This is a genomic window from Streptomyces sp. NPDC043738 (assembly GCF_056436545.1).
Genome location: NZ_JBWKCJ010000028.1, coordinates 29613 through 52075, shown reverse-complemented (window position 1 = coordinate 52075; position 22463 = coordinate 29613). Strand labels below are relative to the sequence as shown.

Here is a 22463-nt window from a genome sequence, read left to right as displayed (position 1 = left end):
GCTGTCTCCCCCCCCTCGTCCCTCCCCCCTCTGCTCTCTCCTCCCCCCCCCCCCCCCCCCCTCCCCCCCTCCCCCCCCCCCCCCCCCCCCCCCCCCCCCCCCCCCCCGCGATGACCTGGCGCCGGTGGCTCGCCCGCCACATGGCCACCGTCCCCCTCGACGACCCCTGGCTCCTGGCCGCCGCCGCGCTGGCGGTGGTGCTCGGCATCTGGCTGATCGTGCTGGCCGTCACCCCCGGTCTGCGCCAGGTGCTGCCGATGCGGCCCACCGCCCCGGGCATCCGGGCCGGCCTGGACCGGGCGGCCGCCGCACTGGTGCTGCGCGACCGCGCCATGGAGGTCGCCGGGGTCCAGTCCGTACGGATGACCGTCGGCCGCCGCAGGGCCAAGGCGCACGCCGTGTCGCACTTCCGCCCGCTGGACGAGGTCCGCGCCGACCTCGACACCGCGCTCGGCGATGGCCTGCGGCAGCTGGGCCTGGCCCACGGGCTCGCGCTGACCGTGCACGTCCGGCGCCCGAAGAAGAGGTGAGCGCGATGCGCCAGGTCCGCAGGACGGCCAACCGGGTGCTGATCGGCCTGGCCGGCGTGCTGCTGCTCGGTGCCGGCGGGCTGGTGCTGCTCGGCGGGCTCGACCTGCCCGCGAAGTGGCATCTGAACCTGCCCGCCGGGTGGCCCTGGCCCGGCCCCGACGGCGTGCTGCTCTCCGCGTACCAGCGCACCCGCTGGACGGACCAGGGCTGGTGGTGGCCGGTCGTCATCGCCGCCCTGGCCGTTGTCGTCGTGCTGACGCTGTGGTGGCTGCTGGTCCAGTTGCGCCGGCACCGGCTGGACGCGATCCTCGTCGACAGCGGCGACGGCGAGGGCGCCCTGCTGCGCGGCAGGGCCCTGGAGGGCGTACTCGTCGCCGAAACGGAGTCCCTGGAGGGCGTCGAACGGGCCGGTGTCCGGCTCACCGGCCGCCGTGGCGAGCCCCGGGTCCGCGCCGTGCTGGCCCTCGCACCGCACGCCGACCCGGGGACCGTCGTTCTGCGCCTGTCGGACGAGGCGGTGGCCCACGCCCGCCGCTCCGCCGGGCTCGACCGGCTGCCGGCGAAGGTCCGCCTGCAGGCCGTCAAACACCGGGCGGAGCGGGTCAGTTAGGCACGCCCCAGCGCCTGCCCGCTCAGAAGCTGCGCCGGGAACCGCCGTCCACCGGCACCATCACGCCGGTGACGTACGACGCCGCCGGCGACAGCAGGAAGGCGGCGGCGCGGCCGAACTCCTCGGGCTTGCCGTAGCGGCCCAGCGGGATCGCGGCGGAGTTGCGGGCGCGGGAGCCCTCGGGGTCGCCGGAGAGCGCGTCGAGCTGGGTCATCCGGTCGGTGGCGATCCGGCCGGGGAGCACACCGACGACGCGGATGCCGCGCGGGCCCAGCTCGTTGGCGAGCGACTTGGCGAAGCCGGCGAGGCCGGGGCGCAGGCCGTTGGAGATGGTCAGGCCGCTGATCGGTTCGTGCACCGAGCTGGAGAGCACAAAGCCGATCACCCCGCCCTCGTCGAGTTCGGCGGCGGCGGTGCGGGCCAGCCGCACCGCCCCGAGGAAGACCGTCTCGAAGGCCGACTGCCACTGGTCGTCGGTGTTGTCGGCGGCGGTGCCGGGTGCCGGGCCGCCCACGCTGATCAGCACGCCGTCCAGGCGGCCGAAGCGCTCGCGGGCCGCCGCCACCAGGCGCGCCGGGGCGTCGGGGTCGGCGTTGTCGGCCGCCACCCCCAGGGCCCGCTCGCCCAGTTTCGCGGCCGCGGCCGCCGCGCTCTCCTCGGTGCGTCCGGTGATCACGACGTTGGCGCCGTCGGCGGTCAGCTCGTGGGCGGTGGCGAAGCCCAGACCGCGGGTCGCTCCGGTGACGATGTACGTCCGGTCGGTGAGTCCAAGATCCATGGCCCTAGTGTGCCGGTGCCCCGTCCAGCAGACCGAAGGCGGTCCCCACCAGGCCGATATGGCTGAAAGCCTGCGGAAAGTTGCCCAGCTGGCGTCGCGCCACCGGGTCGTACTCCTCGGAGAGCAGCCCCACGTCGTTGCGCAGCGCCAGCAGCCGTGCGAACAGCTCGTCGGCCGCCGCCCGCCGGCCGCTCAGCGCCAGCGCGTCGACGAGCCAGAACGAGCAGGCCAGGAACGCGCCCTCACCGCCCGGCAGCCCGTCGACCAACCCGCCCTCGGTGCTGTAGCGGCGCAGCAGCCCGTCCTGCGACAGCTCCCGGCGCACCGCGTCGATGGTGCCGGTCACCCTCGGGTCGGTCCCCGGCAGGAAGCCGACGCGGGGGATCAGCAGGGTCGCGGCGTCCAGTTCCGCGGAGCCGTAGTACTGGGTGAAGGCGCCGCGCTCGGCGTCGTAGCCCTGCTCGCACACCTCCCGGTGGACGTCGTCGCGCATCGCCCGCCAGCGGTCGAGGTCCCCGCCCAGACGGGGAGCGGCCTCCATCGCCCGCACCGCACGGTCGGCCGCCACCCAGGCCATGACCTTGGAGTGCACGAAGTGCCGGCGCGGTCCGCGGATCTCCCACAGCCCCTCGTCGGGGTCGCGCCAGGTGGACTCCAGGTAGTCCACCAGCGCCCGCTGGATGCTCCAGGCGTGCGGCTCCGCCGGCAGCCCGGCCGTGCGTGCGACGTGGAAGGAGTCGATCACCTCGCCGTAGACATCGAGTTGGCGCTGCTGCACGGCGGCGTTGCCGATGCGTACGGGCGCTGAGCCCGCGTACCCGGTCAGCCACGGCAGTTCGGACTCCGGCAGCCGACGCTCACCGGCCAGCCCGTACATGATCTGCAGATCGTCGGGGGCGCCGGCCACCGCCCGCAGCAGCCAGTCCCGCCAGGCGCCGGCCTCGTCCAGATACCCGGCCTGGAGCAGCGAGTTCAGGGTGAGGCTGGCGTCGCGCAGCCAGCAGTAGCGGTAGTCCCAGTTGCGGACGCCGCCCAGTTCCTCGGGCAGCGAGGTGGTGGGGGCCGCGACGATGCCGCCGGTGGGCGCGTAGGTCAGGGCCTTGAGGGTGATCAGCGAGCGGATCACGGCCGCGCGGTGCGGGCCGCTGTAGCGGCAGCGCGCGGACCAGGCGTGCCAGTCCTCCAGGGTGTCCTGGAGCGCCTCGAACGGTTCGATCTGGGTCGGCCGGGGCTCGTGCGAGGGGTGCCAGGTCAGCACGAACGCGGTGCGCTCGCCCTCGGCGACGGTGAAGTCCGAGCGGGTGCTGAAGTCCTTGCCGTAGGTACTGCCTTGGGAGGGGGTGCGCAGCCATACGGAGTCCGGCCCGGCGATCGCGACCCGGCAGCCCTGAGCGGCGCGCACCCAGGGCACCACCCGCCCGTAGTCGAACCGCAGCCGCAGCACCCCGCGCATCTCGACGCGGCCGTCGAGGCCCTCGACGATCCGTACGACATCGGGTGCGCGGTCGCGCTGCGGCATGAAGTCGGTGACCCGGACCCGGCCCTCGGGGGTGTGCCAGACGGTGTCGAGGATCAGCGAGTCGCCGCGGTAGGAACGCTCGGCGCGGGCCTCGGGGGACTGCGGTGACAGCCGCCAGTGGCCGTTGTCCTTGCCGCCGAGGAGGGCGGCGAAGCAGGCGCCGGAGTCGAAGCGGGGCAGGCACAGCCAGTCGATCGAGCCGTCCCGGCCGACGAGTGCGGCGGTCTGCAGATCGCCGATGAGCGCGTAGTCCTCGATGCGTGGGGGCACTTTGCGGCTCTTCCCACCCGGCGGGTGCGCTACTCGGCGGTGACGGCTGTCCGGGCTAGGTCCCGCCCCGTCGGACAGGCCCGGGGCCCCGGCCGTCGGACCGGCCCTACGCCGTGGCGTCCGCCGACTCCCGGGCCGTCCCGGCTTCCGGGGCCTGACCGCTGTCGCGGGCTTCCTCGGCCCCGCCGGCCTTCTTCGCCGCGGCCGCCGCGCGGTCGCGGCGCTCGCGGCGTACGAGGATCACCCAGCCGACCGGTACCGCGGCCGCGAACAGCCACCACTGGATCGCGTACGCCATGTGCGGGCCGATGGAGTCGTGGTCCGGCTCGGGCACCAGCTCCGGGCCGCCCGGCTGCTTGGGACCGGTCTGCTCGATGTAGCCGCCGAGCATCGGCCGGCCGGTCCGCTTCGCCTGCTCCTTGCTGTTGATCAGCATGACCTGGCGGGCGGGCAGGCCCTTGGTGTCCTTGATGCCGCTGGCCTCGGTGGTCTCGTCGGCCATCATCCGGCCGGTCACGGTGACCTTGCCCTTGGGGGCGGCCGGGACGTCCGGGAACTTGGTGAGGTCGTTGCCCGCGGAGATCCAGCCGCGGTTGACCAGGACGGCCTCGCCGTCGCCGAGGACCAGCGGGGTCAGGACGTAGTAGCCGATGCTCTGCTCGTCGGCGGCGGTGCGCTGGCGGACCACGACCTCGTGGGCGGTGTCGTAGCTGCCGGTGGCGGTGACCGTGCGCCACATCTCGCGCCGCGGCAGGTCCCGGCCGGGAGCGGTCAGGTCGGTGACCGGGACCGGATCGGCGGCCAGGCTGGCGGCGATGAGCTGGTTCTGCGCCACCTTGTGCTCATGGCGGTGCAGCTGCCAGTAGCCCAGCTTGATCATGACGGGGATCAGCACGAGACCCACGAGGGTGAGGATCACCCACTGCCGGGACAACAGGAAGCGGTACACGGCTTCGACGGTACCTGGGGCACCGCGGCCGCCGAGCCCGGGGTCCCCCCGGCGGCCGCCGGGGGAGGTGCGGCCCGCCGTTCAGACCCGGTCGACGATCCCCACCCTCCCGTCCGAGCGGGCGCAGTGGGCGCCGCAGTACCACTTGCCGTCGGCCTCGACGCCCTGGCCGATGATCTGGACCCGGCAGTGCTCACAGATCGGCGCCATGCGGTGGATGGCGCAGGAGAAGCAGTCGAAGACGTGCACCGCGCCCTGCGCGTGCACCTCGAACGTCATCCCGTAGTCGTTTCCGCAGACCTCACAACGTGCCATGCGCCACAGGGTGCGGGCGGGCCCCGCGCGGGGCGAGGCGCCGGCGGGTGTGTTGGACCGGCTTCACCCGGAAGCAGGCGGTGCCGCGCGGCCGGCCGGCCGCACGTCCTGCAGCAGCTGCATGAAGGCCGCCTCGTCGATCACGACCGTGCCGTACGCGGCGGCCTTGGAGGTCTTGGAGGTCTGGGCGTCCGGATCGTTGGTCACCAGCAGGCTGGTCAGCCGGGACACGCTCGTCGCGACATGCAGCCCGGCCTCGATCGCCCGGTCCTCCAGCAGCTCGCGGTCCACCGAGGTGTCGCCCGAGAAGGCGACCCGCATCCCCTGGACGAGCGGGCCGCCGGCCTCGTAGCGCCCCGGATTGGGGTACGGGCAGGCCGGGCGCTTACGGGACGGCCGCCAGGACGTCGGGCGGTACGACGAGGAGGCGGGGCGCTGCCGGGGCGCGGGGGCGTCCGACCACTCCGTCAGCGGCTGGCAGCTCAGCAGCGGCAGCCGCAGATTCTCCCGCGCGGCCCGCCGCAGACTGGGGCGGAACGCCTCGGCCAGCACCCGGGCGTCGTCCAGCGCGTGGTGGGCGCGCTGCTGCACGACGCCGTAATGCGCGGCGAGCGACTCCAGCTTGTGGTTGGGCAGCGGCAGCCGCAGCTCCTTGGAGAGCGCGATCGTGCACAGCCGCTGGCGCACCGGGGCGGTGGCCGCGGCGCGGGCGTACTCACGGGCGATCATCGACCAGTCGAACATGGCGTTGTGCGCGACCAGCACCCGGTCCTGGAGGCGCTCGGACAGCTGCGGCACGATCTCCGGGAACAGCGGCGCGTCGTCGAGCACGGCGCTCGTCAGGCCGTGGATCCACACCGGACCCGGATCACGCTGCGGATTGACCAGGGTGTACCAGTGGTCCTGGACCTCGCCCTGCGCGTCGAGTTGGTACACGGCCGCGGAGATGATCCGGTCGTCGCGGGCCAGCCCCGTGGTCTCCACGTCGACCACCGCGTATCCCTGGGGATACCCGGACGGCCAGGGAGCCGGCGGCGTCTGCGGGCCCGGCTGCTGCCCGATCTTCGGCGCGATCGGGCCGGCTGCTGCCATGGGGTCTTCGAGCATGGTCCCTGAGGATACGGGCCGCCACTGACAGCCACCGAACCGCCGTCGGCCACGAGGGCCCGCGGCATGGTTGTTGACGGCCCGACCGGCCGGCCCCGGGCCGGGCGCGGGGCACCGTCCTCGCCCGCCCGCGGTCGGCAACGGGGGCCTTTCGCGGGACCGGGCGGAGCGTCAGGACGCGGGACCGGCGGGCCGCCGCGGCCGCGCCCCGGGCTCCGCGGCCGCGAGCAGCGAGGCCACCACCGCCTCCAGCGCGACCTCGAACAGCCGCTCCGTGTCGGCCGGCGCGGCCAGCGCGCGGGCCAGCGCCGGATCGTGCCCGGCGGCGGGGGAGTCCCACAGCTCGCCCTCGCTGGGATGCTGCTCGGGTGACCGCTCCCGGGCGCGCTCGACCAGCACGAAGCCGACGACCTGGAACTGGACGGCGCGCACCGCCTCGGCGGCGGCCCGTCCGCGCAGCCCCGCGGTGCGCATCTCGCCGACCAGTGCCTGCTGCGCGGGCAGGAACATCCGCTCCGTCAGGCCGCGTTCGTGCACCATCGCGATCAGCTGCGGCCGCTCGCGCAGCGCCGTGCGCAGGCCGCGGGCGACCGAGACGATGCGCGCGTGCGGGGTCCGCCCGATGGGGTGGATCTCGCCCATCTCCCGGACGGTGCGTTCGACGAGCGCGTCCAGCAGGGACTCGCGGTTGCCGACGTGCCAGTAGATGGAGGTGACGGCGGTGCCCAGCTCCGTGGCGAGCCGGCGCATGGTCAGCGCGGCGGGGCCGTGCGCCCGGACCAGCCGGGCGGCCGTGGCCAGAACCTCTTCGCTGGTCAGCGCGGTACGTGTCATGCCCCCCACCTACCCTTTCAACTCCCTTTCCCGCAAGGCTCTTTACCCTTCGGCCGGCACGATGTAACAGTGTTACAGGAGGGCGCCGAGCCCGGCGCCGGCCACGGCGCCCGCACCTCGCCCGGCCGTACGACCCCGCACGTCAACCCCCGCAAGTCACCCACGACGAAGGGCGGTACGACATGGCACGCATACGCTACGGAGCGCGCACCGAGGCGGAGATCGCCGCGGCGCGCACCGCCGCCGCCGAGCTCCCCGACATCTGGTCCACCGGCGTGGTCGCCGTCTGGGAGAGCGACCCGGACGCGGTCGCGGCCGTCCTGCCGCCGCCGCTGAAGCCCACCGGCCGCCCGCTGGTCCGGGCCGCCATCAGCACGGTGGACCTGCCCGGCTACCCCCTGGGCGCGGGCTCGGTCGCCGTCGCGGCCGCGCACCACGGCGTCGAGGGCTGGTATCCGCTGGTCATGCCGATGACCCACGAGCGGGCGCTGATCGGCGGCCGGGAGGTCTTCGGCGAGCCCAAGAAGCTGGGCGAGGTGACGGTGGAGCGCGACGGGCCGACCGTACGCGCCGCGCTGGCCCGGCACGGCATCGCCTTCGTCGAGGTGCGCGGCGCGGTCAGCGGCAGCCTGCCCCTCCCGGAGCCGTCGCAGAAGACGGACTTCTACTTCAAGTTCCTTCCGGCGGTGGACGGTTCGGGCTTCGACGCGGACCCGGCCCTCGTGCACTGCCTGCGCGACGAGAAGGTCAGGAAGCTGGAGCGGATCACGGGAGACGTCGTCCTGCGGGAGTCGATGTACGACCCGGTCGCCGACCTCCCCGTGCGCACCCTGGTGGAGATCACCCTCGGCGAGAAGACCACGGACCAGAAGGGCAGGGTCGTCGAGCGGGTCGACGCCCGGGCCCTGCTCCCGTACATCCATCAGCGCTACGACGACCCGCGGCAGATCCTCGACGGCCCGCCCGAGGGGAGCGCCTGACATGGAGCTGCGACCGGGGCAGGTCGCCGTCGTCACCGGCGCGGCGAGCGGCGTCGGGCTCGCCATGGCGCGGCGGTTCGCGGCCGACGGCCTGAAGGTGGTGCTCGCCGACGTCGAGCGGGGCGCCCTCGAGAGCGCGGCCGACGGGCTGCGGGCGGACGGGGCGACCGTCCACGCGCGCGTGGTCGACGTCGGGGAGCGCGACCAGGTCATGGCGCTGGCCGAGGACACCTACGCCACGTTCGGCGCCTGCCATGTGCTGTGCAACAACGCGGGCGTCGGCTCCGGCGCCGAGGGCCGCATGTGGCAGCACGAACCCAACGACTGGAAGTGGGCGTTCGCGGTCAACGTGTGGGGCGTCTTCCACGGCGTCCAGGCGTTCGTCCCCCGCATGATCGCGGGCGGGGAGCCGGGCCATGTCGTCAACACCTCGTCGGCGGACGGCGGCATCGCCCCGCTGCCCACCGCCTCCGTGTACGCGGTCACCAAGGCCGCCGTCGTGACGATGACGGAGTCCCTGTACGCGCATCTGAGGGCCGAGCGGGCACGGGTGGGTGCCTCGGTGCTCTTCCCCGGTCCGCACATGCTGCGGACCGGGCTGTGGGAGTCGCACCGCAACCGCCCCGACCGGTACGCCAAGCAGCGGCCCCGCAAGACCCCCTACCGCAGCCTCGGCCAGTGGGAGGCCGCGATGAGGCAGGCCGGGCACGAGGTCGAGTTCACACCGGTCGAGCAGGTCGCGGACCTGGTCGCCGACGGCATCGCGGCGGACCGCTTCTGGCTGCTGCCCGACAGCGAGCACAGCGACCGGCAGATCCGGGCCCGGTCGCGGTCGATGCTGGACCGGGCGAACCCGGCGTATCTGGAGAGCTTCATTCTCGACTGAGGACCGAGGGACGTAAGCATGAGCAACCAGGACCCGTACCTGATCATCTCCTCCGACTGCCATGCCGGACTGCCCACCGAGGAGTACCGGCCCTATCTGGAGCGCCGTTTCCACCGCGCCTTCGACGAGTTCCTCGGCGAGCGGGACGCCCGCCGTGCGGAGGCGACCCGCCTGGGCATCCGCAACGACGCGTTCGCCGCCAAGTGGTTCGAGGACAACGAGGAGGGCCTGCGCGGTGGCTGGGACAGCGCGCAGCGCCTCAAGGAGCTCGACGGCGACGGGGTGGCCGCCGAGGTCGTCTTCCCCGACGCGGACGCCGTCGACAGCCGCACCGCCGCGCCCTTCGGGGTGGGACTCGGCCTCTCCGGCGACCAGGACCCCGAACTCGGCATGGCCGGCGCCCAGGCGCACAACCGCTGGTTCGCCGACTTCGTCTCCCGCCACCCCGAGCGGCACTGCGGCGTCGCCCTGCTGCCCATCACCGCCGACCCGGCGAAGGTCGTCGCCGAGGTGCACCGGGCCAAGGAGTCGGGGCTCGGCGCCCTGATGATCCCCTCCATGTGGGTCGACAACGACCCGTACCACGCGCGGCGCTACGACCCCGTCTGGGCGGCGGCCGCCGAATGCGGGATGCCGGTCGTGACGCACTCGGGCGCGGCGCCCCGCCACGAGTACGGCGACCACCTCGGCATCTATGTGAGCGAGGTGACCTGGTGGCCGGCCCGCCCCCTGTGGTTCCTGCTGTGGTCCGGTGTCTTCGAGCGCCACCCCGGGCTCAGGTTCGGGGTCGCGGAGTCGGGCTGCTGGTGGCTGCCGAACCTGCTCTGGTTCATGGACCGGCTCTACTCGGGCGCGCACGGCGGCAAGAAGCTGTCCCCGTTCGCCGAGCTGAAGCGCCCTCCGCACCAGTACCTGGACCGGCAGGTCTTCGTCTGCGCCACCAACACCAAACGCCGCGAACTCGCCCAGCGCTACGAGATCGGCGTCGACAACATCCTGTGGGGCAGCGACTTCCCGCATCCGGAAGGGACCTGGCCCGACACCCGCGGCTGGCTGCGCGACACCTTCCACGACATCCCGGTCGCCGAGACCCGGCGGATGCTGGGCCTGGCCGCCGCCGAGGTCTTCGGATTCGACACCGAGCGCCTGGCCCCGCTCGCGGCCCGCATCGGCCCGACCCCGGCCGACCTCGGCCAGGACGCCGACCAGAGCGCCGTGGAGGCCTCCTGGGCCCGCTCCCGCGAGGCGGGCCGGCACTGGCTCACCGGCCACGACTTCCCGACCCTGGGGGTGACCCCGTGAGCACCTCCGAGGACCGCTACACGGTGATCTCGGCGGACTGCCACGCGGGCGCCGATCTCCTCGACTACAGGCCGTACTTGGAGGCGAAGCACCACGACGCCTTCGACGCGTGGGCGGCCGGCTACGTGAACCCCTACGAGGACCTGCTCGCCGACACCGCCGACCGCAACTGGAACTCCGCCCTGCGGCTGGCGGAGTTGGAGGCCGACGGCATCGTCGCCGAGGTCGTCTTCCCCAACACCATCCCGCCGTTCTTCCCCAGCGCCTCGCTGATGGCCCCGGTGCCCACCCGTGCGGAGTACGAGCGGCGCTGGGCGGGCCTGCGCGCCCACAACCGCTGGCTCGCCGACTTCTGCGCCGACGCCCCGGGGCGCCGGGCCGGCGTCGCCCAGATCCTCCTCAACGACGTCGACGAGGCCGTACGGGAGGTCCGCCGCACCAAGGAGGCCGGCCTCACCGGCGGCATCCTGCTCCCCGGCACGCCACCCGGCTCCGGCCTGCCCGAACTCCACTGCGAGGTGTACGACCCCCTGTGGGCCGTCTGCGCCGAGCTGGAGGTCCCCGTCAACCACCACGGCGGCTCGGCCTCCCCGCCGCTCGGCGACGAACCCGCCGCCCGCGCCGTCTTCATGGTCGAGACGACCTGGTTCTCGCACCGCGCCCTGTGGCACCTGATCTTCGGCGGCGCCTTCCGCCGCCATCCGGGCCTGCGCCTGGTCCTCACCGAGCAGGGCTCCGGCTGGATCCCCGGCGTCCTGGGCATGCTGGACTACTACCACGGCCGGCTGGTGGCCGCCGCGTCCCGGGCCGCCACCGCCGAGTCCAAGTTCGGCGCCGGCCTGGCCGCGAGCATGGGGGCCTCGCCGGGCAGCGTCTGGCGCGAGCGCTGCTACGTGGGTGCCAGCTTCATGCGCCCCCACGAGGTCCCGCTGCGCCACCGCATCGGCCTCGACAAGATCATGTGGGGCAGCGACTACCCCCACGACGAGGGCACCCACCCGCACTCCCGCGAGGCCCTCCGCCTCGCCTACGCGGGACTGCCACCCGAGGAGATCGCCCAGATGCTCGGCACCAACGCCGCCCGGGTCTACGGCTTCGACCTCACCCGCCTCGCCCCGATAGCCGCCCGAGTCGGCCCCACGCACGGCGAACTCTCGGTGCCCCTGGAAGAGATCCCCCCCAACGCCACCAGCCCGGCGTTCGCCCCGGGCGGCTCGGTGCGGGTGTGGTGAGACCCGGGCCGGCCGGGCAGCGCCGCGGCGGGTTCAGGTGGACGCGGCCGTCGCGGGGCCGAGAACCCGGGCGGTCTCCGGGAGTTCCTCCACCGAACCGTTCCCGTCCACACGCACCCGGTGCAGGGTGGCCCCGGACGTACGGGTGACGACCTCCGTGAGGCGGCCGCCGGTGAACAGTCCGGCGGCGCCGTCGTCGACCGCCCACCCTCCGGGAAGCGCGCGGTCGTTGACGGCCGTCAGGTAGCCGGGGCGGCGCCCGGGCTCGCTGTCGTAGTGCGGGCACAGGCTGCCGGGCAGCAGTCCCAGCCCGTCGGCGAGCGGCGCCGGCGGGCCGAAGGAGTCCGACAGCGCGCTCTGGAACCAGCAGCACGCGCCCGCGCTGATGCCGCACAGCAGCACTCCGGCCCGGTACGCCTCGCGCAGCACCGTGTCCAGGCCGTGCAGCCGCCAGACGGCGAGCATGTTGGCGGTGTTGCCGCCCCCGACGTAGACGACGTCCTGCGCGAGGACGAAGGCCCGCAGATCGGACACGGTGCGCCGGAACAGCTCCAGATGGCTCGCCTCGCAGTCGCGTGCGTCGAACGCGGCGTGGAACTTCTCGATGTACCCCGGCGCGTCGCCGCTCGCGGTGGGCACGAAGCACACCCGGGGCCGCGCCCGCCCGGTGGCGGCCAGTACGTAGTCGTCCAGGAGCGTGTCGGGATCGTCGGAGAAGCCGCCGCCGAGCAGGGCGATGGTGGGTGCGGTGGTCATCGGGCCTCACCTTCCGTCGTCGTGGCCGCGCCTGCGGCAGGACGGAAAGCTACCGGCGGTACGCCGTGCCGGACAGCTGACATCACGTCTCACATACTTCTGAGTAACAACCCCTAGCGGCACCCCTGTCACCGCCCTTATGGTGCGGTGCATGCCGCACCTGCCCGATGTCGTGTTGTGGTCCGTACCCGCCTTTGTCCTGCTCACCGTGGTCGAGATGGTGAGCTACCGCCTGCATCCCGACGAGGACGCGGCCGGCTACGAAGCCAAGGACGCGGCCACCAGCGTCGGCATGGGGCTGGGCAGCCTCGTCTTCGACGCGCTGTGGAAGATACCCATCGTGGCGATCTACGCCGCGGTCTACGAACTCACCCCGCTGCGCGTGCCGGTGCTGTGGTGGACGCTGCTGCTGATGCTGCTCGCCCAGGACTTCTTCTACTACTGGTCGCACCGCGGCCACCACGTCATCCGCATCCTGTGGGCCTGCCATGTGGTGCACCACTCCAGCGAGAAGTTCAACCTCACCACCGCCCTGCGACAGCCCTGGACGACCTGGACCGTCTGGCCGTTCTACGTCCCGATGGTCGCCCTCGGCGTGCACCCGGCCGCGATCGCCTTCACCTCCGGCGCCAACCTGGTCTACCAGTTCTGGGTGCACACCGAGCGGGTCGGCAAGCTGCCGCGCCCCTTCGAGTTCGTCCTCAACACGCCCTCCCACCACCGCGTCCACCACGCCTCGCAGGGCGGCTACCTGGACCGCAACTTCGGCGGGATCCTGATCATCTGGGACCGGATGTTCGGCTCGTTCGTTCCGGAGACCGAGCGGCCCGTCTACGGCCTCACCAAGAACATCAAGACCTACAACCCGCTGCGGGTGGCCACCCACGAGTACGCCGCCATCGCCCGCGACGTACGGGCCGCGGGCAGCTGGAGCGAGCGCGCCGGACGGGTCTTCCGCGGACCGGGCTGGCAGCCGGCCGCTCGTCAGGCGGCCGCGCCGGCCGACCGCACGGCGCCCGCCCCGGCCGAGGAGCCCGTGACGTGACGCCGCGCTGGCCGGGCGGCCTGCGGCCGCTGTCCGTGACGTTCGCCGCGCTGGCCGTCGTGCATCTCGGGGCGCTGCTCGCGGGAGCCGCCACCGTCGAGCACCTCACCAAGCCCGCGCTGATGCCGGTGCTCGCCGGATACGTGCTGGCGCGCGGCGGCCCCGCGCTGCTGGCCGGCGCGCTGCTGTTCGGCTGCGGCGGCGACACCTTCCTGCAGATCGGCGGGGACGTGCTGTTCCTGGTGGGGATGGGCTCGTTCGCCGCCGGGCACCTGTGCTACCTGCTGCTGTTCGCCCGCCACGGAGCGGGGCCCGGCCCCGGGAGGCGGGGGCGCACGGCCGCGCTCACCGCCGCGTACGCCGCCGCCCTGGTCGGGACCGTGGCCCTGCTGTGGCCCGGCCTCCCGGCCGAGCTGCGGATCCCGGTCGCCGGTTACAGCCTGCTGCTCACCGCGATGGCCTTCGGGGCGCTGCGCGCGGGCCCCTGGGCCGCGGCCGGCGGACTGCTCTTCCTGCTCTCCGACACCTTGATCGCGAGCGGTATCGCCCACTGGCCGCAGCTGCCCGCCCCCCAGTTCTGGATCATGGTCACCTACACCGCCGCCCAGTGCGCGCTGACCGCCGGCGTACTGCGGTCCGCCGCCACCACGGCGCCGCGACCCCGGTCCCCGCACACGGGAGACGTCCCGGCGGCCGGCGTCGCGTAGCCGGCGACTTGAGTCTCCCCCCGTGGGAGACCCGACAGTGGACGGCATGTACGAGGACGGCGCAGGCCCACTGACCATCGGCGCGCTGGCGCGCCTGACCGGCGTCCCGGTCAAGACCATCCGGAACTGGTCCGACCAGGGCCTGCTGCCGCCCGCCGCCCGCACCCCCGCGGGCTACCGGCTGTACGGCAGCGACGCCCCGGCCCGCCTGGAGATCGTGCGCAGCCTGCGCGAACTGGGCATCGGGACGGCGGCGATCCGGTCCGTACTGCGGCGCGAGCGCACGCTCGCCGAGACGGCGGCCCAGTGGGCGGACGCGCTGGACGCGCAGATCCGCGCCCTCCGGCTGCAGAGCGCCGTGCTGCGAACGGTGGCCGAGCGGGACAGCGCAGCAGAGGAACTGCCCCATATGACCGAACTGGCCCGCCTGTCGGCCGGTGAACGCCGCCGGATCATCGCCGACTTCCTGACCGACGCCCTCGACGGCGTGCCCGACTCCGCCTACCGCAGCGGTCTGCTGGCCGCCGTACCCGATCTGCCCGACGCGCCCACCCCCGACCAGCTCGGCGCCTGGGTCGAACTGGCCGCCCTGGTCCGCGAGCCGGAGCTGCCGGCCGCACTGCGCCGGCTGGCCGAGTACAGCGCGCGCACCGCGCCGGAAGGCGGCGGCGCGGAAGCCGAAGCGGCCGCCGTGCGTGTCGCCGAGCTGATGCGTGCGCGCGCCGAGGAGGCCGTCGCGGCCGGCCTGGCCCCCGACTCCCCGGCCGCCGGGCCCGTCGTCGCCGAGCTGGTCGCCGCCTGGATCCCCACCCAGGCCGGCACCGCCGAGGCGCCCACCGAGGACGGCCCGGCCGCCCGCGCCCGGCTGCTGGAGCAGCTGCGGACCGCGGCCGAGCCGGCCGTCGAGCGCTACTGGCAGCTGCTGTGCGCGGTCACCGGCCGGCCCGCCCCGCCCGAGTGGGGCACCGCGGGCACCTGGACGGCCGCGGCCCTGCGCGCCCACCTCCGGCCGCTGGAGGTCGACCGCTCGGCGTTCGCGGAGACCGACCCGCAACGGGTGCTCTACGCCTACGAACTGGTGACCCGCGACGTCGGTGCCCTGGTGGCCGCCGTACGGCCGGCGGACCTCACGCTGCCGACGCCCTGCGCGCACTGGAGCGTGGCCCGACTGCTGGACCACATGGTGTGGGAGAACCTGATGGCCGCCTCGATCGCCGAGGGCGCCCCGCGCACCGACCACGCCGCCGACCACCTCGGCGACGACCATGTCGCCGCCTTCGCCGACTCCGCGCGCGCCGCCCTCGCCGCGTTCACCGGCAGCGGGATGCTGCAGCGCCGCTACGGGCCCCACGACGCACCCGGCGCGATGATCGTCCAGCAGGTCGTGGTGGAACTCCTCGCCCACGGCTGGGACTTGGCCAGGGCGCTGGGCGCCCCGACCGGTCTCGCGCCGGAGGTCGCCGAGGAGACCCTGGCGGCGGCGCACCGGATCTACGGGGCCGCGCCGCGCACCGAGGGCGGATCGTTCGCGCCCGAGCGCCCCGCCGGGCCCGGGGCGTCCGCCACCGACCGGCTCGCGGCCTTCCTCGGCCGCGAGGGGCTCCCGGCCGGGCTCCGCTGACGCGACGGCCCACCCGGGGCGCCCGGCACACCGTCTCGGGCGGTGTGCCGGGCAGGGCGCACGGTTACTTCTTCACCGCGTCCAGGGCATCGACGATGCCGTAGCCGAAGTGGCTGTTGACGTGCTTGGTGCCGGTGCAGGTCGCGTCCCCCGTGGGGCAGCCGGGGTTGTCCGCCTGCTGCTTGAGGAGCCACTGCAGCTCCTGCGGGCTGGACTTGGGGTGGGCGCTCTTGAGCAGCGCCGCGACGCCCGAGACGTGCGGCGACGCCATGGAGGTGCCGGCCAGGTAGGCCCAGTCGCCGCCCGGCATGGTGGAGAGGATGTTGCCGTTCTTGGCGGGCAGCTCGGGAACCTGCTTGGAGTCGCCGCCCGGTGCGGCCACATCGATCTGGCCGAGCCCGTAGTTGGAGTAGCCGGACTTGAGCTTGTGCACACCGGTCGCCGCGACCGTCACCGTGCCCGGAAGCTGGGTGGGCACGTCCCAGCAGGTCTTCGGGTTGATGGTGCGCTCTACGGGGGTGGAGTCGTTCGGGCTGCTGGCGTCGGGGAGCTTGGCGGCTCCCAGATCGAGGTCGGAGTTGCCCGCGGCGGCGATGTTGATCGCCCCCTTGCGCTGGGCGTAGCTCGCCGCACGGCCGACCGCGTCAACGATGGCGGCCTGGTCGGCGTCATCCTTGCAGTTGAACATCCACGGGTCGACGTAGTAGCTGTTGTTGGTGACCTCGACACCGTGGTCGGCCGCGAAGACGAAGGCGCACACCACGCTCTCGGCGTAGAACAGGCTCGTCTCCGGCTCGCTGACCTTGATCGCGGAGACCTTCACGCCCGGGGCGACGCCGGCCACACCGGTGCCGTTGCGGGCCGCGGCGATCGTGCCCGCCACATGGGTGCCGTGGTAGTCGCTGCTGGGGTCCCAGGGGCGCCAGGCGCCCTTGGACGTGTCGGCCACGCCGCCGACGCAGTTGGCGGACTGCTTCGCGGAGAAGTTGGCCTTCAGGTCCGGGTGGGTGTCGTCCACGCCGGTGTCGATGACGGCGACGGTGACGTCCCTGCTGCCGGGGTTCACCTGCGCGGCCTTGTCGGCCTTGATGGCGGGCAGGTCCCACTGCAGCGGCTCCAGCGGCTCCTGACCGTTCGCCTTCGCCGCGCTGCCGGCCGCCTTGAGCTGCGACTTCGGCAGATCGATCTTCTGCGGCTTGCCGACGTCAGTGGTGCCCGAGGCCTTCAGGGGCGCGGTGCGGCTGGCGCCGGCGGTCTGCACGCCCGGCACCGTCCGTATGGTGGCGGCGAACTGCGGGTTCGCCGAGTGGACGACGATCACGCCTATCTGCTCATGGGCGACGATCACCTTCCCGCCGGCCTTGGCTATCGCCTTCTCCACCTTGCCGACGGTGGCATGACCGGGCGTGGTGTTCACGACGTACGACAGCAGCGGGCCGTCGGCATGCGCGGCGGCCGGGACGGAGTCCTGGGGCGCGGCGGTGGCCGCGTTCGGGAGGAAGCCGAGGGACGCCGTCAGAGCCAGCCCGAGCGGTACGGCCAGCGCCCGCATGCGTCTGGATCGGGGATGTGCCATGGGGGTTCTCCACATCATCCGTGAGACCGCCCGTACGCGGGTTTGCGCACGGGCGGATGCAGTGAGACGTGAAGTTATCGGCGATCAATGACGCGCAGCAATGGAACGGGGAGAAAACCTGTCAGGAGTGGTGAATTGATGTCCCATCAGCCCCGGTTCGCGCTCGGCCGCCGGGGCCCGGCCGTGGCGCCCCGTCAGTCGCCGCGGCGCAGCGTGGCGATGCTCAGCAGGGGCAGCGGGATCCGCGGGCCGTACCAGCGGCGCGCGGCCGGGGCGGTCTCCGGGCGGGGCCGCGACGGGGTGACGGTGAGCGGCACCGGCAGCCGGACGCTGCCGTACGGGCGCCGGCGGGGAGCGGGTGGTTGCGGGGCCTGCTGGGGCGGCGGGTTCACATCCGGCTCAACGAATCGCCCCGCGCGCGGTGGCGGTCGCCGCGGCCATTCCCCCGATTTTTCCTCGGGGATTCAACCAACGCCCCTCTGTCGGAACGGGTGGTGCGGCCCTACCATGCGTGATCAACATCACTTACGCGGGCTTTACGCCGACCGGGCCGTCCCCCGTGCCGACCCGGCGCGCCAGCCCCGCACCAGCCGCCCCCTCGCGTCAGGAGATTCCGTGAGCGCCGCACCCATCACCGATCCGGGGACGCATGAGCCGCCCGACTACATCCAGGTGCAGTCGAGCGCGGAATTCGACGAACTCCGCAGCGCACACCGCTCGTTCGCCTTCCCGCTGACCGTCGCCTTCATTGCCTGGTACCTCGGGTACGTACTGCTGTCGAGCTACGCCGGCGGCTTCATGGCCACCAAGGTCCTCGGCAACGTCAACGTCGCCTTCGTCCTCGGCGTCGCCCAGTTCGTGACCACCTTCCTCATCGCCTGGTGGTACTCCCGGCACGCCGCCACCAAGCTCGACCCCAAGGCCGAGGCCATCAAGTCCCGTCTGGAGGGCGACGCATGACCCCCGCTCAGCAGCCGCTCGCGCTCCAGCTCGCGGCCGGCGGCGCGGGTGAGCACCGCGCCCTGATCATCACCCTCTTCGCGGTCTTCGTCGCCGCCACCCTCGGCATCACCGTCTGGGCCGGCCGGCAGACCAAGGGCGCGGAGGACTTCTACGCCGGCGGCCGGCAGTTCAGCGGCTTCCAGAACGGCCTGGCCATCTCCGGCGACTACATGTCCGCCGCCTCCTTCCTCGGCATCGCCGGCGCCATCGCCCTCTTCGGCTACGACGGCTTCCTGTACTCCATCGGATTCCTCGTCGCCTGGCTCGTCGCGCTGCTGCTGGTCGCCGAACCGCTGCGCAACTCCGGCCGGTTCACCATGGGCGACGTCCTCGCCTACCGGATGCGCCAGCGCCCGGTCCGCACGGCCGCGGGCACCTCCACCATCATCGTCTCGATCTTCTACCTGCTCGCCCAGATGGCGGGCGCCGGCGCCCTGGTCACCCTGCTGCTGGGCATCACCAGCGAGGCCGGCAAGATCCTGGTCGTCGTCCTCGTCGGCATCGTGATGATCCTCTACGTCAGCATCGGCGGCATGAAGGGCACCACCTGGGTGCAGATGGTCAAGGCGGTCCTGCTGATCGCCGGCACCCTGCTGATCACGTTCCTGGTGGCGCTCAAGTTCCACTTCAACCTCTCCGCGCTGCTCGGCGCCGCCGCGGAGAACAGCGGCAAGGGCTCCGCTTTCCTGGAGCCCGGCCTCAAGTACGGCGCCACCGCCACCTCGAAGATCGACTTCATCTCGCTGGGCATCGCGCTCGTCCTGGGCACCGCGGGCCTGCCGCACATCCTGATCCGCTTCTACACCGTCCCCACCGCCAAGGCCGCCCGCAAGTCCGTGAACTGGGCGATCGGCATCATCGGCGTGTTCTACCTGATGACCATCGCGCTGGGCTTCGGCGCCGCGGCCCTCATCAAGCCCGAGACGATCACCGCCTCCAACAAGGCGGGCAACACCGCGGCGCCGCTCCTGGCGGAGGCGATCGGCGGCGGCGCCGGCTCCACCGGCGGCGCCATCCTGCTCGCCGTGATCTCCGCGGTGGCCTTCGCCACGATCCTCGCGGTGGTCGCCGGCCTGACCCTCGCCTCGTCCTCGTCCTTCGCGCACGACCTGTACGTCAACGTCATCCGCAAGGGCAAGGCCACCGAGAAGGAGGAGGTCGGCGCGGCCCGCTGGGCCACCGTCGGCATCGGCGCGGTCGCCATCGTGCTGGGCGTCTTCGCCCGCGGGCTGAACGTCGCCGGCCTGGTGGCGCTCGCCTTCGCCGTCGCCGCCTCCGCCAACCTCCCGACGATCCTCTACAGCCTGTTCTGGAAGCGGTTCACCACCCAGGGCGCGCTCTGGTCGATCTACGGAGGCCTGACCTCCTCCGTCGTCCTGGTGCTCTTCTCTCCGGTCGTCTCCGGCAAGGAGACCTCCATGTTCCCCGGCGCGGACTTCGGCTTCTTCCCGCTGGAGAACCCGGGCCTGATCTCCATCCCGCTGGGCTTCCTGCTCGGCTGGCTGGGCTCGCTGCTGTCCAAGGAGGAGCCGGACGTCAAGAAGTACGCCGAGCTGGAGGTCCGTTCGCTGACCGGGACCGGGGCGCACTAGCCGTCGCACGGCGGGCGCACTGAGTCGTCCGTACAGGACGTGGGGGGGGGGGGGGGGGGGGGGGGGGGGGGGGGGGGGGGGGGGGGGGGGGGGGGGGGGGGTGTCCCCCCCCCCCCCCCCCCCCCCCCCCCCCCCCCCCACGTCGTGCTTCTCATCTCTGCTCGCTGTCACACCCATCGCGTAGGCTCGAAGACGTACTGATCCACACGGGAGATGTACCAAGGCGAACCAGGACGTCAACAGGCGTCCCGAGCCGTCAGTCCCGGGGAGGGGCCCTGTGCTCATCGACACCTACGGTCGTGTGGCCACCGACCTGCGCGTTTCGCTCACCGACCGCTGCAATCTGCGGTGCACGTACTGCATGCCCGAAGAGGGCCTGCAGTGGCTCGCCAAGCCCGATCTGCTCACCGACGACGAGATCGTCCGGCTGATCGCCGTCGCGGTGCGCGACCTGGGCATCGAAGAGGTCCGCTTCACGGGCGGTGAGCCGCTGCTCCGCCCCGGCCTGGTCGGCATCGTCGAGCGGGTCGCCGCCCTCACCCCGCGCCCCCGGATGTCGCTGACCACCAACGGCATAGGCCTGCAGCGCACGGCCGCGGCACTGCGCGACGCCGGCCTCGACCGCGTCAACGTCTCCCTCGACACCCTGCGCCCCGACGTCTTCCAGACCATGACCCGCCGCAAGCGGCACGACGATGTGCTCCGCGGACTGGAGGCGGCCCGCGCCGCCGGTCTGACCCCGGTCAAGGTCAACGCCGTCCTGATGCCGGGCCTCAACGACGACGAGGCCCCCGACCTGCTCGCCTGGGCGATCGCCCACGACTACGAGCTCCGCTTCATCGAGCAGATGCCGCTCGACGCCCAGCACGGCTGGAAGCGCGACGGCATGATCACCGCCGGTGACATCCTCGCCTCGCTGCGCACCCGCTTCGAGCTGACCCCCGAGGGCCAGGACGAGCGCGGCTCCGCGCCCGCCGAGCGCTGGCAGGTCGACGGCGGACCGCACCGCGTCGGCGTGATCGCCTCCGTCACCCGCCCGTTCTGCCGCGCCTGCGACCGCACCCGGCTGACGGCCGACGGCCAGGTCCGTACCTGCCTGTTCGCCACCGAGGAGACGGATCTGCGGACGGCGCTGCGCTCCGGGGCACCCGACGACGAGATCGCGCGCATATGGAAGCGTGCGATGTGGGGCAAGAAGGCGGGCTCCGGCCTGGACGACCCGTCCTTCCTGCAGCCCGAGCGCCCGATGTCCTCGATCGGCGGCTGACCCGCCCGGTACCGCTCCCCGCCGTCCGGCATCACTGCCCGGCGGCGGACGCCTCCCACTCCTGAAGCGTCACCACGTCCTTGAGGAAGCCGCGCACGCCGAGGAACTGCGACAGATGCTCCCGGTGCTCCTCGCAGGCCAGCCAGGTCTTACGGCGGTCCGGCGTGTGCAGCTTCGGGTTGTTCCAGGCCAGCACCCAGACGGCGGCGGCCCGGCAGCCCTTGGCGGAGCAGATGACGGCGGTGTCGCCGCCCGCGGTGGAGTCGGGAAGATCAGGGGAGTTCACGGCCTCAACCCTACGTCCTGCGGCCCGGGGCCCTGGAGGCCGTGACCGGGAGCGGACATGACGACGCCGGGCAGCCACGGGGGGAGCCGCCCGGCGTCGGTCCGTCGCTCCGACGGGGGATGCGGAGCGCGTTACGCAGTATGTCACGGGGAATGGTGCGCGGTGCACCGGAACTCCACGATTGATCTGAGCTTTTCTTGAGCTTTGCAGACCGAATGCTGATCAGTGGGCGTCAGGGCGGGGTGTGGATGTGCCCGGCGCCGGTCGCTCCGGTTCGGGTTCCGCCGGCGCGGCGGAGGGTCCCGGCGTCAGCATCGGCCTGGTCGGCCCCGCGACGAAGGTTTTCGGCAGCGAAGGGGCGTTCTCCCGGCCCGCGTTGGCGATCACCACGGCGATGTACGGCAGCGCCATGCCCAGCACCAGCGTCGCGATGGCAACCGGTCGCTCGACGTTCCACAGCACGACGGTCAGCAGCACGGCCACCGTCCGCACCGCCATCGAGATCACATACCGCCGCTGCCGCCCACGCACGTCCTCGGACAGCCCCTGGCGTGCCCCTGTGATCCGGAAGGTCTGGGCGCTGCTCTGCTTCCGCATCACGTTCCACCACCTGCTAGGTCATGCCGGATTCTCCCCGGTCTCCGGTCGGTTTCCACGGTACGCCGCACCTGCGCCGCCTTCGAGACCGGGGCCTGCCTCCGTTCGGCCGGGTCCGCCAGGACAAATAGAGGACAACCGGCTCCGGCGTGCGGCGTAGCCGATGCGGAGTGACACTGGCGGGGCGACCCTCACGCGCACCGCGCCGTAAGAGGAGGCGACAGCGACATGACGTGGTTGTGGGCCATCATCGTGGGCCTGGTGCTGGGCCTGATCGCGAAGGCCATCATCCCGGGCAAGCAGAAGATCCCGCTCTGGCTGACCGTGATCTTCGGCATGCTGGGCAGCGTCCTCGGCAACTGGCTGGCCACCGGCATCGGCGTCAATGAGACCAGCGGCATCGACTGGACCCGGCATCTGCTGCAACTGATCGGCGCGGTCGTCATCGTCGGCATCGGCGACCGCCTCTGGGTCGCCATGCGCGGCCGCAAGACGACGGCCTAGGCCTGCCCCATCGGACGGGCCCTAGCGGCCCAGCGGCCTGGAGGAGGCGTCCGAGGCCCTGCCGGCCCGGGGCAGGAAAAACGGAGGCGGGGGGGGGGGGGGGGGGGGGGGGGGGGGGGGGGGGGGTCGGCGGGGGGGGGGGGGGGGGGGGGGGGGGGGGGGGGGTGGTGGGGGGGGGGTGGGGGGGTAAGCCAAAC

Annotated in this window: 23 protein-coding genes and 1 pseudogene; 13 read left to right on the top strand and 11 right to left on the bottom strand. The window is 73.1% G+C overall.

Annotated elements, in window-relative coordinates:
* Nucleotides 1-104: 104 nt before the first annotated feature.
* Both AC0680_RS29620 and amaP read left to right on the top strand, forming a co-directional pair.
* Nucleotides 105-530: pseudogene (locus AC0680_RS29620) on the top strand (DUF6286 domain-containing protein); the annotation flags it as partial.
* Between the two features lie 5 nt (nt 531-535).
* Nucleotides 536-1141: an alkaline shock response membrane anchor protein AmaP gene (gene amaP / locus AC0680_RS29615; RefSeq protein ID WP_478634829.1), complete on the top strand. Its 606-nt coding sequence runs from the start codon at nt 536-538 to the stop codon at nt 1139-1141.
* A 22-nt stretch (nt 1142-1163) separates the two neighbouring features.
* Here the strand turns inward: amaP and AC0680_RS29610 are convergent, their stop codons facing one another.
* The 6 genes from AC0680_RS29610 to AC0680_RS29585 all read right to left on the bottom strand — a co-directional run bounded on the left by AC0680_RS29610 (nt 1164) and on the right by AC0680_RS29585 (nt 6913).
* Complete coding sequence (locus AC0680_RS29610) at nt 1164-1919, bottom strand: SDR family oxidoreductase (protein ID WP_478634701.1); 756 nt, start codon at nt 1917-1919, stop codon at nt 1164-1166.
* 4 nt (nt 1920-1923) lie between these two features.
* Nucleotides 1924-3708: a glycoside hydrolase family 15 protein gene (locus AC0680_RS29605; RefSeq protein ID WP_478634698.1), complete on the bottom strand. Its 1785-nt coding sequence runs from the start codon at nt 3706-3708 to the stop codon at nt 1924-1926.
* Between the two features lie 106 nt (nt 3709-3814).
* Complete coding sequence (locus tag AC0680_RS29600) at nt 3815-4657, bottom strand: SURF1 family cytochrome oxidase biogenesis protein (RefSeq protein WP_478634695.1); 843 nt, start codon at nt 4655-4657, stop codon at nt 3815-3817.
* Nucleotides 4658-4738: 81 nt separating this feature from the next.
* Nucleotides 4739-4972 (bottom strand): hypothetical protein, encoded by a 234-nt coding sequence (locus AC0680_RS29595; RefSeq protein WP_077192103.1) that lies wholly within the window; start codon nt 4970-4972, stop codon nt 4739-4741.
* A 63-nt stretch (nt 4973-5035) separates the two neighbouring features.
* Entirely contained in the window at nt 5036-6079 is a 1044-nt protein-coding gene (locus AC0680_RS29590; RefSeq protein WP_478634692.1) for a DEDDh family exonuclease, read from the bottom strand.
* A 171-nt stretch (nt 6080-6250) separates the two neighbouring features.
* On the bottom strand, nt 6251-6913 hold the full coding sequence (locus AC0680_RS29585; RefSeq protein ID WP_478634689.1) for a TetR/AcrR family transcriptional regulator: 663 nt from the start codon (nt 6911-6913) through the stop codon (nt 6251-6253).
* A 182-nt stretch (nt 6914-7095) separates the two neighbouring features.
* Between AC0680_RS29585 and AC0680_RS29580 the strand changes: the two genes are divergently transcribed.
* The 4 genes from AC0680_RS29580 to AC0680_RS29565 are packed head-to-tail and all read left to right on the top strand — an operon-like array spanning nt 7096 to nt 11313.
* Nucleotides 7096-7893, top strand: a complete 798-nt coding sequence (locus AC0680_RS29580) for an acetoacetate decarboxylase family protein (RefSeq protein WP_478634686.1) — start codon at nt 7096-7098, stop codon at nt 7891-7893.
* A 1-nt stretch (nt 7894) separates the two neighbouring features.
* Nucleotides 7895-8779 carry an SDR family NAD(P)-dependent oxidoreductase gene (locus AC0680_RS29575; protein WP_478634684.1) on the top strand — a complete coding sequence of 295 codons (885 nt, stop codon included), beginning with the start codon at nt 7895-7897 and terminating at the stop codon, nt 8777-8779.
* An 18-nt stretch (nt 8780-8797) separates the two neighbouring features.
* Nucleotides 8798-10081: an amidohydrolase family protein gene (locus tag AC0680_RS29570; protein ID WP_478634681.1), complete on the top strand. Its 1284-nt coding sequence runs from the start codon at nt 8798-8800 to the stop codon at nt 10079-10081.
* A complete protein-coding gene (locus AC0680_RS29565) occupies nt 10078-11313 on the top strand; it encodes an amidohydrolase family protein (RefSeq protein ID WP_478634678.1) in 1236 nt (411 codons plus the stop codon). Before AC0680_RS29570 ends, AC0680_RS29565 begins: the two co-directional genes overlap by 4 nt.
* A 33-nt stretch (nt 11314-11346) precedes the next feature.
* Here AC0680_RS29565 and AC0680_RS29560 read toward each other — a convergent pair whose 3' ends face one another.
* Complete coding sequence (locus AC0680_RS29560) at nt 11347-12069, bottom strand: Type 1 glutamine amidotransferase-like domain-containing protein (protein ID WP_478634675.1); 723 nt, start codon at nt 12067-12069, stop codon at nt 11347-11349.
* A gap of 151 nt (nt 12070-12220) precedes the next feature.
* Between AC0680_RS29560 and AC0680_RS29555 the strand changes: the two genes are divergently transcribed.
* From AC0680_RS29555 to AC0680_RS29545, 3 genes are read left to right on the top strand one after another with little or no spacing between them, the layout of a single operon-like run.
* Nucleotides 12221-13114, top strand: coding sequence for a sterol desaturase family protein (locus AC0680_RS29555; RefSeq protein ID WP_478634672.1), 894 nt, complete (start codon nt 12221-12223; stop codon nt 13112-13114).
* On the top strand, nt 13111-13821 hold the full coding sequence (locus AC0680_RS29550) for a lysoplasmalogenase (RefSeq protein WP_478634669.1): 711 nt from the start codon (nt 13111-13113) through the stop codon (nt 13819-13821). Before AC0680_RS29555 ends, AC0680_RS29550 begins: the two co-directional genes overlap by 4 nt.
* A gap of 22 nt (nt 13822-13843) precedes the next feature.
* Nucleotides 13844-15442 carry a TIGR03086 family metal-binding protein gene (locus AC0680_RS29545; RefSeq protein WP_478634666.1) on the top strand — a complete coding sequence of 533 codons (1599 nt, stop codon included), beginning with the start codon at nt 13844-13846 and terminating at the stop codon, nt 15440-15442.
* A 64-nt stretch (nt 15443-15506) separates the two neighbouring features.
* Here AC0680_RS29545 and AC0680_RS29540 read toward each other — a convergent pair whose 3' ends face one another.
* Nucleotides 15507-17018, bottom strand: a complete 1512-nt coding sequence (locus AC0680_RS29540; RefSeq protein WP_478634663.1) for a S8 family serine peptidase — start codon at nt 17016-17018, stop codon at nt 15507-15509.
* Between the two features lie 194 nt (nt 17019-17212).
* Nucleotides 17213-17410, bottom strand: a complete 198-nt coding sequence (locus tag AC0680_RS29535) for a hypothetical protein (protein WP_478634660.1) — start codon at nt 17408-17410, stop codon at nt 17213-17215.
* Nucleotides 17411-17633: 223 nt separating this feature from the next.
* On the opposite strand from AC0680_RS29535, the gene AC0680_RS29530 reads away from it, so the two are divergent.
* The 3 genes from AC0680_RS29530 to moaA all read left to right on the top strand — a co-directional run bounded on the left by AC0680_RS29530 (nt 17634) and on the right by moaA (nt 20879).
* The gene (locus AC0680_RS29530; protein ID WP_478634657.1) at nt 17634-17978 is read left to right on the top strand and encodes a DUF485 domain-containing protein; all 345 of its coding nucleotides are present in this window, start codon (nt 17634-17636) and stop codon (nt 17976-17978) included.
* Nucleotides 17975-19612, top strand: a complete 1638-nt coding sequence (locus tag AC0680_RS29525) for a solute symporter family protein (RefSeq protein ID WP_478634654.1) — start codon at nt 17975-17977, stop codon at nt 19610-19612. The genes AC0680_RS29530 and AC0680_RS29525 overlap by 4 nt, the downstream gene beginning before the upstream one ends.
* Nucleotides 19613-19889: 277 nt before the next feature.
* Entirely contained in the window at nt 19890-20879 is a 990-nt protein-coding gene (gene moaA / locus AC0680_RS29520; protein ID WP_478634650.1) for a GTP 3',8-cyclase MoaA, read from the top strand.
* A gap of 31 nt (nt 20880-20910) precedes the next feature.
* Here moaA and AC0680_RS29515 read toward each other — a convergent pair whose 3' ends face one another.
* Both AC0680_RS29515 and AC0680_RS29510 read right to left on the bottom strand, forming a co-directional pair.
* Nucleotides 20911-21165, bottom strand: a complete 255-nt coding sequence (locus tag AC0680_RS29515; RefSeq protein ID WP_478634647.1) for a hypothetical protein — start codon at nt 21163-21165, stop codon at nt 20911-20913.
* Between the two features lie 222 nt (nt 21166-21387).
* Nucleotides 21388-21762, bottom strand: a complete 375-nt coding sequence (locus AC0680_RS29510; protein WP_478634645.1) for a DUF3099 domain-containing protein — start codon at nt 21760-21762, stop codon at nt 21388-21390.
* Between the two features lie 228 nt (nt 21763-21990).
* On the opposite strand from AC0680_RS29510, the gene AC0680_RS29505 reads away from it, so the two are divergent.
* Nucleotides 21991-22266 carry a GlsB/YeaQ/YmgE family stress response membrane protein gene (locus AC0680_RS29505; protein WP_384488271.1) on the top strand — a complete coding sequence of 92 codons (276 nt, stop codon included), beginning with the start codon at nt 21991-21993 and terminating at the stop codon, nt 22264-22266.
* Nucleotides 22267-22463 lie beyond the last annotated feature (197 nt).